The organism is Halopseudomonas sp. L-58 (genome assembly GCF_056859475.1).
In genome coordinates this window covers 17,327-33,485 of sequence record NZ_JBSXON010000051.1, presented here as the reverse complement: position 1 = coordinate 33,485, position 16,159 = coordinate 17,327, and the positions used below count along the sequence as shown (strand labels likewise).

Sequence of the window (16,159 nt, the reverse complement as noted above, 5' to 3'; positions counted from 1 at the left end):
AGAGCTGCGCGGCCCATCGAAACTGCATAATCAGCCTCGACCGCTATCGGCATCGTACGCCACAACAAAACCCTTGCTGCCGCGCTTGCGCTCCAGTTCATCGCGCAGGCGATTGGCTGCTTCACGGCTCGCCAGCGGCCCGACATATACGCGGGTGCTGGTCTTGCCTTGCACGGTTACGCTATGGGTGTAGGCGTTGTAACCTTGGGCGCGCAACTCCTTGCTCAAGCCGTCAGCATTGTAGGCACTGGAAAAACTGCCCAGCTGGATAACCCAGTCACCCGACGCGACCGGCGCAGGCGCGGGCGCAGCCGGCGTCGCTACCGGCTCCGGCGCAGATGCCGGGGCTGGCGCAACGGGCTGCACTGGAGCGGATGGGACGACTGCCGGCGCAGAATCAACCGGCACGTCCGGCAGCGCGACAGGCAGCTCCGGAACCTCCGCAGGCGCGGGCAGCGGCGCGGGCGCGACGGGCTCAATTACCTGCGGAGCCAGCACCGGCGCCTCAGGCACATCAACCTCAACCTGTACCGTCTCGTCCTGCCCAGAAAGCAGCATCGGCAAAAACACCACAGCCGCAATGATCAATACAACCGCACCAATGATGCGCTGTTTCAGACCCTCATCCATTCTGCGCTACTCCGGCATGTTCAGATAGCCAGAGTATGGCGTCGGCGACGCAGAAAAACGACCCGAATATCACAACTTCGGTCGCCGAGTCGGTTTGCTCCAGCGCCTTCTCAATCGCCCGGGCGATGGATGCATGGGCTGAAGCCGGCTCGCCAGCCGCGGTCAGGCCCTGGACCAGATCCTCGGCAGAGCGGCTGCGCGGGCTTGGCAAAGGGGCGGTAAACCAGTGCTCGAACATCCCTTGCAACTCTGCCGCAACTCCGTTCAGGTCCTTGTCAGACAACAGGCCAAATACGGCTACCCGCGGACGCGCCGCATCGGCACCCAGACTGGAAGCCAGAAAACGAGCCGCATGCGGGTTGTGACCGACATCCAGACGCAGATCACGCACCGCTCCCTGCCACAGAACCTGGCGCGCCTCCAGACGTCCCGTTGCGGTAGCTGACCGCAGCGCCGCACAGATCAGGGTATCAGCCAGATCGAACCCGGCAGCCCAAAACGCCTGCAATGCCACAGCCAGGTTATCGCGCGGCAGACTGACCGCAGGCAGGCGCAGCTGACGGCGGTTACCAGTCCCGTCAATGCCGTCAAGCACCCAGGATCCATCAGCAAAACTCTGAACACTAAAGTCCTGATCGCGCTGGTACAGCCGACATCCCAGCCGTTCTACTGCATCAGTAAAGGGCGACGGCAAGTCACGTTCGCCACTGACAACAGGATGCCCTGCACGCATGATGCCGGCCTTCTCAAACGCAACCGATTCCCGCGTTGATCCCAGGTACTCCTGATGATCCAGACCAATGCTGGTCACAACCGCCACGTCGGCATCAACCACATTTACCGCGTCGAGACGACCGCCCAGCCCCACTTCAAGCACGACCGCATCCAGCCGCTCGCGCTGGAACAGCCAGAACGCGGCCAAGGTGCCGAATTCAAAATAGGTCAGGGAGATATCGCCACGGGCTGCATCAATGGCAGCAAAGGCATCGCAGATCGACTGATCATCGGCCTGCGCACCATTGATACGGATGCGCTCGTTGTAGCGATGCAGGTGCGGGGAGGTGTAACAACCGGTACGCAGCCCGGCCGTGCGCAACAGCGAGTCCAGGGCCGCACAGGTCGACCCCTTGCCGTTGGTACCGGTAACGGTGAAAACGCGAGGTGCCGGACGAAGCACGTTCAGTCGCTCGGCGACCTCACGTACCCGTTCCAGCCCCATATCGATTTCGCTGGGATGCAAGGCCTCCAGCACGGCCAGCCACTGGCCAAGACTGCGCTGGGACATCAGGCCTCGTCGGCAACCTCTGCCGCTGGCTCAGGTGCAGGCGCGCCGGTCAGCATGGAAAGCAGGCTGGCCAGGCGGTCGCGCATCTCGTTGCGGGCGATGATCATATCCAGCGCACCGTGTGCCAGCAGGAATTCACTGCGCTGGAAGCCGGCAGGCAGCTTTTCGCGCACGGTCTGCTCGATAACACGCGGGCCGGCAAAACCGATCAGCGCGTTGGGCTCGGCTACGTTCAGATCACCCAGCATCGCCAAACTGGCAGAAACGCCGCCGTAAACCGGGTCAGTCATCACCGAAACAAAGGGGATGCCCTCTTCGCGCAGACGGGCCAGCGCCGCACTGGTCTTGGCCATCTGCATCAGGGAGAACAGGGCCTCCTGCATCCGCGCACCGCCGGAAGCAGAGAAGCACACATAGGGAACGCGATCACGCAATGCGGCTTCAGCGCCACGCACGAAGCGAGCCCCTACCACGCTGCCCATCGAGCCACCCATGAAATTGAATTCGAAGGCGCTGGCCACAATCGGCGCCCCCTTGAGCTTACCCTGCATGACAACCAGCGCATCTTTCTCGCCGGTGTCCTTCTGCGCCGCAGCCAGGCGGTCCTTGTACTTTTTGCTGTCACGAAACTTGAGACGGTCTACCGGCTCCAGCTCGGCACCCAGCTCGGTACGCCCTTCCGGATCGAGGAAAATGTCCAGACGGCGGCGTGCGCCAATACGCAGATGGTGACTGCACTTGGGGCACACATCCAGATTCTTCTCCAGCTCGGGCCGGTACAACACTGCGTCACAGGACGGACACTTGCGCCACAGCCCCTCCGGTACGCTGCTTTTCTGTGCTTCGGAGCGCACGATGGAGGGAATCAGTTTGTCCACCAACCAGTTGCTCATCGCCTTTCCTTCTCTGAATTTGTCATGTCAGCCTGCCCTCCTGCGGAAGGAGCGGCAGCGCCTTGTTCAGCGGTCCATTGAACTGCGCATGTCAGCCACGATGGCAGCGATGGCCTCACGTGCCTTGTCCGGATTGTCCGCATTGGCGGCAATCTGATTGACCAGCACCGAGCCTACAACGACGCCATCTGCTACACCGGCAACCGCCGCTGCAGACTCGCCATCGCGAATGCCGAAGCCGACACCAATCGGCAGATCGGTAACGGTGCGCAGCATGTCCAGTTTTTCTGCTACATCGGTGACGTTCAAAGCACTGGACCCGGTCACACCTTTGAGTGAAACATAATAGACATAGCCGCTTGCCTGTTCGCAAATCAGCCGCGCGCGCTCTGCCGTGGTGGTCGGTGCCAGCAGGAAAATGGTATCCAGCCCCCGCGCCTTGAACAGCGGAACGACGTCTGTCGCCTCTTCCGGCGGCAAATCGACGGTCAGCACCCCGTCTACACCCGCCTCTGCCGCGGACTTGGCAAATTGTTCGTACCCCATCTTCTCGATCGGGTTCAGATAGCCCATCAGTACCACCGGCGTTTCATTATCGCGGCTGCGGAACTGGCGAACCATCTCGAGCACCTGACTCAGACTGACGTGATGCTCGAGCGCGCGCTCCATTGCCAGCTGAATCACCGGGCCATCGGCCATCGGATCAGAGAACGGAATACCCAGCTCGATGACATCGGCACCGGCGGCTACCAGATCATGCATCAGGGGCAGTGTAACCGCCGGATTCGGATCACCAGCAGTGATATATGGAATAAGCGCCTTGCGACCAGCAGCCTGCAAAGCGGAAAAACGGGCTTCAATTCGGCTCATGAATATCTCTTTTAAATGCTGATGCCGTCGATACCGGCGACGGTGTGAATATCCTTGTCGCCTCGACCTGACAGGTTGATTACCACGATCTGATCAGGACTCATGCGCGCCGCCAGCTTCATGCCGTAGGCGACCGCATGACTGGACTCCAGCGCGGGCATGATGCCCTCCACACGGGTCAGCTCACGGAACGCATGCAGCGCCTCGTCGTCGGTCGCATCAACATAATCAACCCGACCGATATCCTTCAGCCAACTGTGCTCAGGGCCGACCCCAGGATAGTCAAGGCCCGCGGACACGGAGTGAGTCTCGATGATCTGCCCCGCCTCATCGGACATCAGATAGGTGCGGTTGCCATGCAGCACACCAGGCTTGCCCGCACTCAGTGGCGCCGCATGCTCGCCGGTCTCAATGCCAAGACCACCCGCCTCGACGCCGTACATACGTACGCTCTCATCATTGAGGAACGGATGAAACAGGCCAATGGCGTTGGAGCCGCCACCAACGCAGGCAACCAGCGCATCAGGCAGACGGCCCGCCTGTTCCAGACACTGCTGGCGCGCCTCGCGGCCAATCACGCACTGAAAATCACGGACCAGCTCAGGATACGGGTGCGGCCCGGCTACCGTACCGATGATGTAGAAGGTGTCATCGATATTGGTAACCCAGTCGCGCATGGCTTCGTTCATGGCGTCCTTCAGGGTGCGCGAACCCGAGGTCACCGGAATGACCTCTGCGCCCAGCAGCTTCATGCGATAGACGTTGAGTGCCTGCCGGCGCACGTCCTCGGCCCCCATATAGACCTGACACTTGAGTCCAAGACGCGCCGCCACGGTCGCCGTGGCAACACCATGCTGACCGGCGCCGGTTTCGGCAATGACCCGCGGCTTGCCCATAAACTTGGCCAGCAGCGCCTGGCCGATGGTGTTGTTTACCTTGTGGGCACCCGTGTGATTAAGGTCTTCACGCTTGAGATAGATCTTCGCGCCACCGACCTTGTCGGTCAGATGCTCGGCAAAATACAGCGGCGACGGGCGGCCAACATAATGGGCCAGATCGCGATCAAACTCGGCCTGAAATTCGGGATCGGCAGACAGCTTGCGATACACGCGCTCCAGCTCGTCCAGTGCATCCATCAGCGTCTCGGACACAAACCGGCCGCCATAGGGACCGAAATGCCCACGCGCATCAGGGACCGCAGAATAATCGATGGGGTTGGAGTCAGACACGCTTCACCTCTTGTACAAACGCGTTAATTTTTGCCACATCCTTGATGCCCTTGCTTGCCTCAACGCCACCACTGACGTCGACCGCCCAGGGGCGCATCTCACGGATCGCCTGATGCACATTGCCTGCTGTCAGCCCCCCGGCCAACACCAGATTCCATTCCCGCTTGAGCGGCACCAGGGTCCAGTCGAAAACCTCACCGGTCCCGCCCGGAACACCTGGCTTGTAGCTGTCGAGCAAGATTCCGCTGGCCCCAGGCCAGCGCGATGCAACGTCGGCCAACTGATCTGCACACTGCACCCGGACCGCTTTCAGAAAGGGCCGTCCGAACTGGCGGCAATAGGTATCGGACTCATCACCATGAAACTGCAGCACGTCCAGCGGCACCTGGCCCAGCACTTCACGCACATAGTCCGGCTCGGCATCGACAAACAGGCCGACCGTGGTGACAAACGGCGGCAGCGCCGCAATGATATCGGCAGCCTGAACGGCAGTGACGGCGCGCGGGCTGGGTGCATAAAACACCAAGCCGATTGCATCGGCACCTGCTTCAGCGGCAGCCAACGCATCCTCGACCCGGGTAATTCCGCAAATTTTGATACGCGCCATGTAACCTGCTCCAGGGCCTGCCCCTAAGGGTCTCGATGTTAGCAGATCACATCAGGGGCGTCAGTTCGCCACATCAGGGAGTGCAGACAGAAAGTGCGGCCCCAGATATCGCTCAGGCAGAGCAAAGGTCTCGGGGTAGGTCACATCGACCAGATACAAGCCGTAAGCCGGTGCGGTCAGACCGCCCTGCGCGCGATCGCGCACCTCAAGCACCTGCTGCGCCCACTCCACCGGCTGCTCGCCGCAACCAATCTGCATCAGGACCCCGGCAATATTGCGCACCATATGGTGCAGAAAGGCATTGGCACGGATATCCAGCACGATAAAACGGCCGAACTCCAGCAGTTCAAGGTGATGGATAGTCTTGATTGGCGACTTGGCCTGACAGCCAACCGCACGGTAGGACGTAAAGTCATGCGTACCAACCAGCGCCCGGGCGGCAACACGCATGCGCTGGATATCCAGCGGCCGGTAGTTCCAGGTCACTTCATGGGCCAGATGCGCGGGCCGAATGGGATCGTTATAGATCACATAGCGATAGCGCCGGGCAACGGCAGAAAACCGCGCGTGAAAATCCAGACCGATCGGCGTAACCCAGCTCAGCGAGATATCCGCCGGCAGGTTGGCATTGGCTCCATGAATCCAGTTTCGCGGCGAACGATGCGCGTCACTGTCAAAGTGAATCACCTGGCAGGACGCGTGAACCCCGGCATCGGTGCGGCCAGCACAGAAAACCTGTACCGGATGATTTGCCACGCGCCCCAGCGCCTTCTCCACGGCCTCCTGCACGCTGGGTACACCCGACTGCTGGCGCTGCCAGCCGCGATAGGCCGTACCCTTGTACTCGACGCAAGCCGCCACTCTGGAAACAACAGCGGCCGCCTCAGGGGCGGCCGCTGTTGCGAGATCAAACTCTGTCATCAGTCAGCCAGGTGCTCCATCATGCTCTGTGCTTCCTGCTTCTGCTGGTCGTTACCCTCTTCAATCACTTCGTTGAGGATATCGCGTGCACCTTCCTGGTCACCCATATCGATGTAGGCCCTCGCCAGATCCAGCTTGGTCGCACACTCGTCGGTGCCGGACAGGAAGTCGAACTCATCGTCCTCCTCGTCCGATTCAGTAGCCAGCGCCGCCTCTTCTTCAACGACAGGCGGAGCAACCTCATCCATCTCCGGCAGCTCGAAATCATCCAGCGACAGCTCGGTATCAGCGGGCACCTCAATATCCTCAGGCAACGCCACATCCTCCGGCAGCTCAAACTCGATCGCGTCGTCCTCCAGCTTGATGTCAGCGTCAGCGGACAAATCCAGTGGCTCGGCAGCAACGGTTGACGCTGGCTCCTCGACCGGCTCGTCGCTCAGTGCGGCAAAGTCAGCCATCAAGTCTTCTGCCTGGAGATCGTCGGTCATGGCCAGATCGAAATCCGCCTCAAGAGATGGTGTTGACGAATCGGCTGCGGGCTCCGCTTCATCTGCGGGCAACGCCAGATCATCAACATCCAGCTCAAATTCGTCAAAATTGATGCTGTCAACCTGACTATCAGGCAGCTCTGGCTCAAAGGGCGCGGAGGCAGTCGGCTCCTCTTCCTGAGCCACAGGCTGTGCACTGCCGTCTTCCAGATCAAAGTCCAGATCAAAGCCCTCTGCTGCCGGCGCGGCAGGCTCAGGCTCGGCAACCGGCTCGTCAAATGCCAGTTCGGCGGACGGGGTAGTATCGCTGGCGTCCCCAAGATCAAACTCGCTGAAATCAAAGTCCATATCCGCGTCGAGGTCAGCCTGATCGTTCTGACCTGCAGCGGACGGATCCAGATCGGCCAGATCCGTTTCGTCCCACTGCGCTGCGGCAGCAGCGGCTCCGGCAGCGGCTGCGGCCATCAGCGGGAAACGGGCATCCAGCTCAGCCACGCGAGCGGAAGACGGGTTTTGCGCAGTAACGGCAGCACGCTGCTCCAGATAGCCGGCGCTATCTTCAAGCAAACCGTTCACTTCCATCAGTTTCAGGCGCAGCTCCTCACGTGCCGGGTCCGCCGCCACGGCTGCCACCAGCACATCACGCGCCTCCTGCAGCTTGCCGTAAGCCATCAGAGCATCGGCTTCAACCAGCGGGTCAGCGGCCAAATCCAGCTCATCGGCCCCGTCCATACCCTCTGCGCCGGCCAGAGCAACATTGAAATCATCGCTGTCAGTGAGCTGATCACCGTCCTGCTCGGCAGCGTCGGCAATGAAGTTATCCGCCATTGCCTCCTCGCGACGGGCGTTGCGACGCGAAATTGACATCAACACCAGCAGAAGCAGCAGAACCGCAACAACGCCCCCGCCGATCATCAGCATCTGATTTTGCATCAGCCCCTTGATAACAGCCATCGGGTCGCTATCCGCAGGCTCTGCAACCGGCGCAGGTTCAGCCGGGACCACAGACTCTGGCTCGGCGACTGGCTCTGGTGCTTGTTCCGCTACAACGGGCTCCTCGACAGCGGGCTCTGACGCCTCGGTTTCGGCAGGGGCTTGCTCGTCGGCAGCTACGTCTTCAGCAGCCTGCTCCTCGGAAGTTGCCTCTGACGCGGCTTCCGGTTCTGCAACCAGTACGCTGCTTTCGACGTCTGCTGCGGCGTCCGCCTCTGCTTCCGCGACGTCGGCCAGCTCGGCAGCTTCCTCGGCTGTTACCGCCGGCTCCGCACCCGCGTCAGCGACCTGCTGCTGCAATGCAGCCAGCTGGGCATCTTTCAATTCAAGCAGGCGTTGCAGGGTTTCAAGCTGCCCTTGAACGTCATTCAGGCGATCGGTCATTTCCGCCTTTTCACGCTCAGCGGCATCCAGCTGTTCCTTGGTGCGGTCCAGCGCATCACGCAGCTGCGCCCCTCCGGCATCGGCATTGGAGCTGCCGGCAGCCTCTGCCGCCGTGCCTTCGGTGCCCGATACCAGACGCAGTGAATCCTGACCATCTACGGCCTCGGGTGCAGCACCGGCCGACTGGCGCTCCCGCGCATCGAGCTGAGGCGCCTGCGCCTGAGCGGCAGTCGGCGCCCGGCGATTGCGCCATGCACTGTTCTGCGCGGCGACCTCGGCAATCGCCTCGGAGTTGCTGCGAGCGGTCGCCTGCTGGGCGCTCGGCAAGGTCAGTGTTTGCCCCGCCTTGAGCTGATTGATATTACCGTTGATGAAGGCGTTCGGATTCAGGTCCTGAATCGCCAGCATGGTCTGGTGCACGCTTGCGCCCTGGGGGCGAGCCCGCAACGCCAGATCCCAAAGTGTGTCGGAGCGTGTGGTCGTCAGCTGGCCTGTCCGGGTACCTGAACTCGCTGCCGGTGCCGGCGCCGCGGCAGTGGGAGACGAAGCACTGGCCGGTGGAGCGGAAACGGCCGCAGCTGATGCCAGACCTGCCGCACTGGGTCGCGCCGCCGCAACCTGCGGTGCCGACGAAGACACGGGTGCAGAGATAGTGGAGCTGCTGACGACCGGCGTTGGCTGATACATGGGCGGGTCAAGCAGGATGGTGAACTCGCGCAGCACCCGCCCGGACGGCCAGCGCACTTCCATCAGGAAGTTCAGAAACGGCTCATTGACGGGGCGGCTGGAGGTAACGCGAATAACCGAGCGGCCATTGGGCTTGATGACCGGCTGAAACTTGAGATCGGTAAGAAAGAAGGTTCTGTCAATGCCGGCGCGTCCGAAGTCATCGGGCGACGCCAACATGGAGCGAATTTCATCGCCGGACAGATCACGAACCTGAGTAAGGTCAATCTCTGCATCCAGCGGCTGATTCAGCGCGGAGTTCAGATGGATATCGCCTACCCCTAATGCGTGAACCATCCCGGACGACATCACGGCACTTGCTGCGGCGACAGCGATAACCAATTTGCGAACCATAGCGGTAATCCTTTGCTCTTATCGTTTTCTCACGTCCCAACGCACCCCATGCTCGGACTGGCTTACGCCAAAGGCTCCCCACCCGGCCCGAGCAAGTTGCGAATGCAACGCCATGCCCAAACGGTCTTTGTCCTGCAAAACCTAACCTGCTTGATACAAAAACACCAGCAAGTATCGATTACAAATAGTCTTTTATCAACAATCCGGCCACTGCCAGACTGTTAAGTGCGACACCTTTTCGAAGATTATCAGACACAATCCACAAATGTGTGGTGTTCGGATCAGTGACATCCTGGCGAATCCGACCCACCCAGACCTCATCCGTGCCAGTGGCTTCGGTTACCGGCGTCGGGAAGCCGCCCGGGCCCTCCTTGTCCAGCACCTTGATACCCTTGACCCGACGCAGGATGTTGCCCACCTTTTTGCTGTCGAGCGGCTCGGCGGTCGTGACCTGCATCATCTGGGCGGTACCGTAGAACAGCGGCACCAGCACGCAGCTCGCCAGCACCGGGACATCTTTGAGCCCGAGCACATCAATCACGCCATTTACCAGGTCACGCTCCTCGCGGCTCGCCCCGGAAGCATCGATTTCGCTGGTGGCCGGCAACAGGTTGAACGCCACCTGCTTATCGAGGACACCGCCCTTCTCAATTGGCTGGCCATTGAGCAGTCGACCGGTCTGCATCGCCAGCCCTTCCACAGCAGCCTTGCTATGAGTAGACATTGACTGATAGGTGGAGATACTCACACGCCGCAGATCCGACATTCCGGCAAGCGCCTTCAACACCAGCGCACTCTGCACGACCTGAGCATCCGGGCAAGATACTGCACGGCGCTGCGCCGCATCGGCCAGCGCCTGAGGGTTCACCTCTGCAACAACACTGGCGCCCTGACCCGCCAGCAGACCTGTCGTATCGACCACCAGCGCACCGGCATCACGAATGGCACCGATGCACTGCAGGCCGAATTCCCGCTCGCCTGCGACGATCGCGACCGCAACCGATGAAAAATCAAAGCCGGAAAGCGCTTCAACCCGAACACTCTGGCCTTTGATCATGCGGCGCTCACCCGCCTCGTCGTCGACATCAACCAGCGCAACGGAGGAGAACGAATGCTCATGCTCGTCCAGCATGTTGACCAGCATGTCGCCAACCAGACTGCTGACACCGACAATCGCCACACCTGATGCTTTGCTCATACCCTGCCCTTCATCTATTTCACGCATTACACAAACACAAAGGGCATCCCGACGAAACGGGATGCCCTGATCGTTACCGCACACGCGCCAAACGCGCTGCGATCAACCTTCCTGCAGAATCCGCAGCATGCGGCGCAGCGGTTCTGCCGCGCCCCACAACAACTGGTCGCCCACAGTGAAGGCCGACAGATACTGCGAACCCATGTTCAGCTTGCGCAGCCGCCCTACCGGTACACTCAGGGTGCCGGTAACGGCAGTCGGCGTCAGGCCAACCAGGGTGTCTTCCTTGGTGTTGGGAATCACCTTGGACCAGGGGTTGTGCTGGGCCAGCAGTGCTTCGATATCTGCCAGCGGCACATCCTTGTTCAGCTTGATAGTCAGCGCCTGGCTGTGGCAGCGCATGGCACCGATGCGCACACAGATACCATCAACCGGGATCGGACGGCCGCTGCGACCGATGATCTTGTTGGTTTCGGCCTGCGCCTTCCACTCTTCACGGCTTTGACCGTTTGGCAGTTGCTTGTCGATCCACGGAATCAGACTGCCAGCCAGCGGCACACCAAAGTTGTCCACCGGGAAGGCGTCACTGCGCAGGGTCGAGGCAACAGTACGATCAATTTCCAGAATCGCACTGGCAGGATCAGCCAGCTGATCGGCAACGGACGCGTTGATTGCGCCCATCTGACTGATCAGCTCGCGCATGTTCTGGGCACCGGCACCGCTGGCCGCCTGATAGGTCATGGCGCTCATCCACTCGACCAGCCCCTGCTCAAACAGGCCACCGAGACCCATCAGCATCAGGCTGACAGTGCAGTTGCCACCAACGAATGTCTTGATACCATCACGCAGCGCCTGATCAATGTTACGACGGTTGACCGGATCCAGCACGATAACGGCATCGTCTTCCATTCGCAGTGTAGAGGCCGCATCGATCCAATAGCCTTTCCAACCCTCGGCGCGCAGCTTGGGATACACCTCACTGGTGTAATCGCCACCCTGACAGGTAATGATGACGTCCATCGGCTTGAGAGCTTCAAGGTCAAAAGCGTCCTTGAGCGCAGGAATGTCCTTGCCAATATCCGGACCTTTGCCACCCACGTTGGATGTGGTGAAAAACACCGGATCAATATCAGCAAAATCATTCTCGTCGCGCATGCGTTGCATCAGCACAGAGCCGACCATGCCACGCCAACCAACCAAACCAACTTGCTTCATAACAACAACCCCCGTGGGGTAACAGATTCAAAGACACATACGCCCGGCCGAAGCCGGGCGTAAATGGATAGTCGAACAGATTACAGGTTTTTCAGTGCTGCTACTACGGCATCACCCATTTCCACTGTACCGACCTTGCGGCACCCTTCAGACAGGATGTCGCCGGTACGCAGCCCCTGATCCAGCACCTGGCTGACCGCCTGCTCGATGGCATCAGCCGCCGCTACCTGGGCAAAACTGTAACGCAGCATCATGGATACCGACAGGATGGTCGCCAGCGGGTTGGCGATACCCTGGCCGGCGATATCCGGCGCACTGCCGTGACACGGCTCATACATGCCCTTGTTGTTCACATCCAGCGACGCCGAAGGCAGCATGCCGATTGAACCGGTCAGCATGGAGGCCTGATCGGAGAGAATATCGCCGAACATGTTGTCGGTCACCATCACGTCAAACTGCTTCGGTGCACGGACCAGCTGCATGGCCGCGTTGTCGACGTACATGTGCGACAGCTCGACTTCCGGATAATCCTTGGCCACCTCCTCGACCACTTCGCGCCACAGCTGGCTGGACGCCAGTACGTTGGCCTTGTCGACCGAGCAAAGCTTCTTGTTGCGGACCATCGCCATGTCGAAACCGACCTTGGCAATGCGGCGCACTTCGCTCTCGCTGTAGGGCAGCGTATCAAAAGCCATGCGCTCGCCGTTTTCCAGCGTGGTGCGCTCGCGCGGCTTGCCGAAGTAGATGCCACCGGTCAGCTCGCGCACGATCAGGATATCGAGGCCGGAGACAACTTCCGGTTTGAGCGTCGAGGCTTGCGCCAGCTGCGGATACAGAATCGCCGGGCGCAGGTTGCCAAACAGACCCAGCTCGGAGCGAATTTTCAGCAGGCCACGCTCAGGGCGCAGCGCAGGATCGATGGTGTCCCACTTCGGACCACCAACTGCACCCAGCAATATCGCGTCAGCGGCACGGGCGCGCTCCAGGGTTTCGTCAGCCAGCGGCACGCCGTAACGGTCGTATGCAGCACCACCCAGGTCGTCGAAACTCAGCTCGAAGCCGAGATTGAACTTGCTGTTGGCCACTTCCAGCACCTTGACCGCTTCGGCCATGATCTCCGGACCAATACCATCGCCCGGCAGGATCAGAATCTGTTTGCTCATGTGTTTCCTCGTAATCATTCATGGTGCACCGCGCCAGCCGCAGTGCACCCATTGTTCAGGTGCAGCCCGTGTCAGGCGTCGCGAAACAGCCAGGGTTGACGCTGCCTGTGGCCGGCTTCGAAGGCGCTGATCGCATCGGCATCACGCAGTGTCAGGCCAATATCATCCAGACCGTTGAGCAGGCAATGCTTGCGGAAGGCGTCGATCTCGAACGCATATTGCTTGCCGTCCGGACGGGTTACGGTCTGCGCCTGCAGGTCGACCGTCAGCTGATAACCTTCGGTGGCCTCACATTGCTCGAACAGCTCGTCCAGCGCCTCGTCCGAAAGGATGATCGGCAGAAGGCCGTTCTTGAAGCTGTTGTTGTAGAAGATATCGGCAAAGCTCGGTGCAATCACCGTGCGGAAGCCGTACTCATCCAGCGCCCAGGGCGCATGCTCGCGGGACGAACCACAGCCGAAGTTTTCGCGCGCCAGCAGCACACTGGCACCCTTGTAACGTGGGAAGTTCAGCACGAAATCTTCGTTGATCGGCCGCTGGGAGTTGTCCTGATTCGGCTGGCCGACATCCAGGTAACGCCACTCGTCAAACAGGTTCGGACCAAAACCGGTGCGCTTGATCGACTTCAGAAACTGCTTCGGAATGATCTGATCGGTATCGACGTTGGCACGATCAAGCGGGCAGACCAGGCCGGTATGTTGGGTAAAAGCTCTCATCGGGGCACTCCTCAGGCCTGCATCAATTCGCGAACATCAATGAAACGACCGGTCACCGCTGCGGCAGCGGCCATTGCCGGACTCACCAGGTGGGTGCGCCCGCCGTTGCCCTGACGACCTTCAAAGTTGCGGTTGGACGTGGATGCGCAATGCTCGCCACTTTCCAGGCGGTCCGGGTTCATCGCCAGACACATGGAACAACCGGGCTCACGCCATTCAAAACCGGCTTCGATAAAGATCTTGTCCAGCCCTTCCTTCTCGGCCTGCGCCTTGACCAGACCGGAGCCCGGAACCACGAGCGCCTGTTTGACGGTGGCGGCTACCTTGCGGCCCTTGGCCACAGCCGCCGCCGCGCGCAGGTCTTCAATCCGCGAATTGGTGCAGGACCCGATAAACACGCGATCCAGCTTGATCTCGGTGATCGGCTGGTTTGCGGTCAGGCCCATGTACTTGAGCGCGCGCACGATGGAGTCGCGCTTGACCGGATCGCTCTCAACGGCCGGGTCCGGCACGTTCTGATCAACGGCCAACACCATCTCCGGAGAGGTGCCCCAGCTGACCTGCGGCTTGATGTCTTCGGCGCGCAGCTCAACGATGGTGTCAAAGTGCGCATCAGCGTCGGACACCAGATCCTTCCAAGCCTCGACCGCGCGGTCCCATTCGGCACCCTGCGGCGCAAACGGACGGCCCTTGACATATTCGATGGTCTTTTCGTCTACCGCGACCATGCCGACACGGGCACCGGCTTCGATGGCCATGTTGCACAGGGTCATGCGGCCTTCGACCGACAGATCACGAATCGCACTGCCGGCGAACTCCAGCGCGTGACCGTTACCACCTGCCGTACCAATCTTGCCGATCACCGCCAGCACGATGTCCTTGGCGGTGACGCCGAAGGGCAATTGCCCCTCAACGCGCACCTGCATGTTCTTCATCTTCTTGGCGACCAGACACTGGGTGGCCAGCACATGCTCAACCTCAGAGGTGCCGATGCCGTGCGCCAATGCACCAAATGCGCCGTGGGTGGAGGTATGCGAGTCGCCGCAGACAACGGTCATGCCCGGCAGGGTTGCGCCCTGCTCCGGGCCGACAACGTGAACGATGCCCTGACGCACGTCATTCATCTTGAATTCGAGGATGCCGAAGTCGTCACAGTTCTCATCCAGGGTTTTCACCTGAATGCGCGACACTTCATCCGCGATGGCTTCCAGACCGCCCTGGCGCTCTGCCTTGGTAGTCGGCACGTTGTGATCCGGGGTCGCGATATTGGCGTCGATGCGCCACGGTTTGCGGCCAGCCAGTCGCAGCCCTTCAAACGCCTGTGGCGAGGTCACTTCGTGGAGAATGTGACGATCGATATAGATCAACGCGGAACCATCATCCCGTTGTTTGACGAGATGGTTGTCCCACAGCTTGTCGTAAAGCGTTTTCGCAGACATGGGTTACTCCTGGGCATCAGACTGTGGCCACCGTCCCCTGCAACTGCAGGCCATGCGACGGCTCTTTCACTGGGCACAGAATAAATTTTACCCAGAGATAAAACAAAGGAATATTATTTATAAAACAGATAACCAACTGGAATGCGACATGGACACCGCCAACCTGCAAGCCTTTCTGGCCGTCGCCGAAACCGGCTCGTTTTCCCGTGCCGCCGAGCAGCTGCATCTGACCCAGCCTGCAGTCAGCAAGCGCATTGCCATGCTTGAGCAGCAACTCGATGCGCGCCTTTTTGATCGCATCGGCCGCCACGTATCGTTGACCGAAGCTGGCATGGCACTCAAGCCGCGCGCCGAACAGGTACTCAGCCTGCTCAATGATACGCGCCGGGCATTGAGCAATCTATCCAGCGAAGTTTCCGGCCGCCTGAGCATTGCCACCAGCCACCATATCGGCCTGCATCGCCTGCCCCCGGTGCTGCGCGAGTTCACCCGCCGCCATCCGCAGGTGTCCTTCGACATCCAGTTTCTCGATTCCGAAGTTGCCTACGACAAAGTACTCCACGGCGAAATCGAACTTGCTGTGATCACCCTTGCCCCCGAAGTCGAGGCGCCGGTGATGAGCGAGCTGATCTGGCACGACCCGCTCGACTTTGTCATCGCCCCGGAGCACCCGCTGGCGCGCCAGCCAACGCTCGATCTGGCACAGCTGGCCGACTATCCGGCTGTTTTCCCCGGCACCAATACCTTTACGCACAAGGTGGTCAGCGACCTGTTCGAGCGTCATCACGTACAACCGCAGATCAGCATGAGCACCAACTATATGGAGACGATCAAAATGATGGTCTCCATCGGCCTGGCCTGGAGTGTTCTCCCACGCAGCATGCTGGACAGCCAGGTCAGCGTTCTGCCATTACCGGGCGTTCACCTGCAGCGTGAGCTCGGCTGCATCTGGCACAGCGGTCGCACCCAGTCCAATGCCGCCCGGGCGCTGATTGAACTGCTCCGCGACGCCCGTCAGCATCCAGACTGATTCCGACTTTCGGTTACT

The 16,159-nt window shown here is 60.4% G+C and carries 14 protein-coding genes; 1 reads left to right on the top strand and 13 read right to left on the bottom strand.

Annotation, left to right across the window (positions count from 1 at the left end; genetic code table 11):
• Nucleotides 1–30: 30 nt before the first annotated feature.
• From AC13EY_RS06960 to leuC, 13 genes are all read right to left on the bottom strand, one after another.
• A complete protein-coding gene (locus AC13EY_RS06960) occupies nt 31–630 on the bottom strand; it encodes an SPOR domain-containing protein (RefSeq protein WP_335599519.1) in 600 nt (199 codons plus the stop codon).
• The gene (folC, locus tag AC13EY_RS06955; RefSeq protein WP_335599518.1) at nt 623–1,915 is read right to left on the bottom strand and encodes a bifunctional tetrahydrofolate synthase/dihydrofolate synthase; all 1,293 of its coding nucleotides are present in this window, start codon (nt 1,913–1,915) and stop codon (nt 623–625) included. Before folC ends, AC13EY_RS06960 begins: the two co-directional genes overlap by 8 nt.
• Nucleotides 1,915–2,808: an acetyl-CoA carboxylase, carboxyltransferase subunit beta gene (accD, locus tag AC13EY_RS06950; protein ID WP_228246524.1), complete on the bottom strand. Its 894-nt coding sequence runs from the start codon at nt 2,806–2,808 to the stop codon at nt 1,915–1,917. Before accD ends, folC begins: the two co-directional genes overlap by 1 nt.
• 66 nt (nt 2,809–2,874) lie before the next feature.
• Entirely contained in the window at nt 2,875–3,678 is an 804-nt protein-coding gene (trpA, locus tag AC13EY_RS06945) for a tryptophan synthase subunit alpha (protein WP_088275179.1), read from the bottom strand.
• Nucleotides 3,679–3,689: 11 nt separating this feature from the next.
• Nucleotides 3,690–4,907: a tryptophan synthase subunit beta gene (gene trpB, locus AC13EY_RS06940; RefSeq protein WP_088275181.1), complete on the bottom strand. Its 1,218-nt coding sequence runs from the start codon at nt 4,905–4,907 to the stop codon at nt 3,690–3,692.
• On the bottom strand, nt 4,900–5,514 hold the full coding sequence (locus AC13EY_RS06935) for a phosphoribosylanthranilate isomerase (RefSeq protein ID WP_088275183.1): 615 nt from the start codon (nt 5,512–5,514) through the stop codon (nt 4,900–4,902). The genes trpB and AC13EY_RS06935 overlap by 8 nt, the downstream gene beginning before the upstream one ends.
• Before the next feature lie 60 nt (nt 5,515–5,574).
• A complete protein-coding gene (gene truA / locus AC13EY_RS06930; RefSeq protein WP_269687570.1) occupies nt 5,575–6,435 on the bottom strand; it encodes a tRNA pseudouridine(38-40) synthase TruA in 861 nt (286 codons plus the stop codon).
• Nucleotides 6,435–9,380 carry a motility hub landmark protein FimV gene (locus tag AC13EY_RS06925; RefSeq protein ID WP_335599517.1) on the bottom strand — a complete coding sequence of 982 codons (2,946 nt, stop codon included), beginning with the start codon at nt 9,378–9,380 and terminating at the stop codon, nt 6,435–6,437. The genes truA and AC13EY_RS06925 overlap by 1 nt, the downstream gene beginning before the upstream one ends.
• Nucleotides 9,381–9,558: 178 nt before the next feature.
• Nucleotides 9,559–10,578 (bottom strand): aspartate-semialdehyde dehydrogenase, encoded by a 1,020-nt coding sequence (locus AC13EY_RS06920; protein ID WP_285676644.1) that lies wholly within the window; start codon nt 10,576–10,578, stop codon nt 9,559–9,561.
• Nucleotides 10,579–10,680: 102 nt separating this feature from the next.
• Entirely contained in the window at nt 10,681–11,793 is a 1,113-nt protein-coding gene (asd, locus tag AC13EY_RS06915) for an aspartate-semialdehyde dehydrogenase (RefSeq protein WP_088275190.1), read from the bottom strand.
• 80 nt (nt 11,794–11,873) lie between these two features.
• Nucleotides 11,874–12,956 carry a 3-isopropylmalate dehydrogenase gene (leuB, locus tag AC13EY_RS06910; RefSeq protein WP_088275192.1) on the bottom strand — a complete coding sequence of 361 codons (1,083 nt, stop codon included), beginning with the start codon at nt 12,954–12,956 and terminating at the stop codon, nt 11,874–11,876.
• 71 nt (nt 12,957–13,027) lie between these two features.
• Entirely contained in the window at nt 13,028–13,672 is a 645-nt protein-coding gene (gene leuD / locus AC13EY_RS06905; protein WP_088275194.1) for a 3-isopropylmalate dehydratase small subunit, read from the bottom strand.
• Between the two features lie 11 nt (nt 13,673–13,683).
• The gene (leuC, locus tag AC13EY_RS06900; RefSeq protein WP_482876787.1) at nt 13,684–15,111 is read right to left on the bottom strand and encodes a 3-isopropylmalate dehydratase large subunit; all 1,428 of its coding nucleotides are present in this window, start codon (nt 15,109–15,111) and stop codon (nt 13,684–13,686) included.
• A gap of 148 nt (nt 15,112–15,259) precedes the next feature.
• Here leuC and AC13EY_RS06895 point away from each other — a divergent pair, with 148 nt between their 5' ends.
• On the top strand, nt 15,260–16,141 hold the full coding sequence (locus AC13EY_RS06895; RefSeq protein ID WP_285676647.1) for a LysR family transcriptional regulator: 882 nt from the start codon (nt 15,260–15,262) through the stop codon (nt 16,139–16,141).
• Nucleotides 16,142–16,159 lie beyond the last annotated feature (18 nt).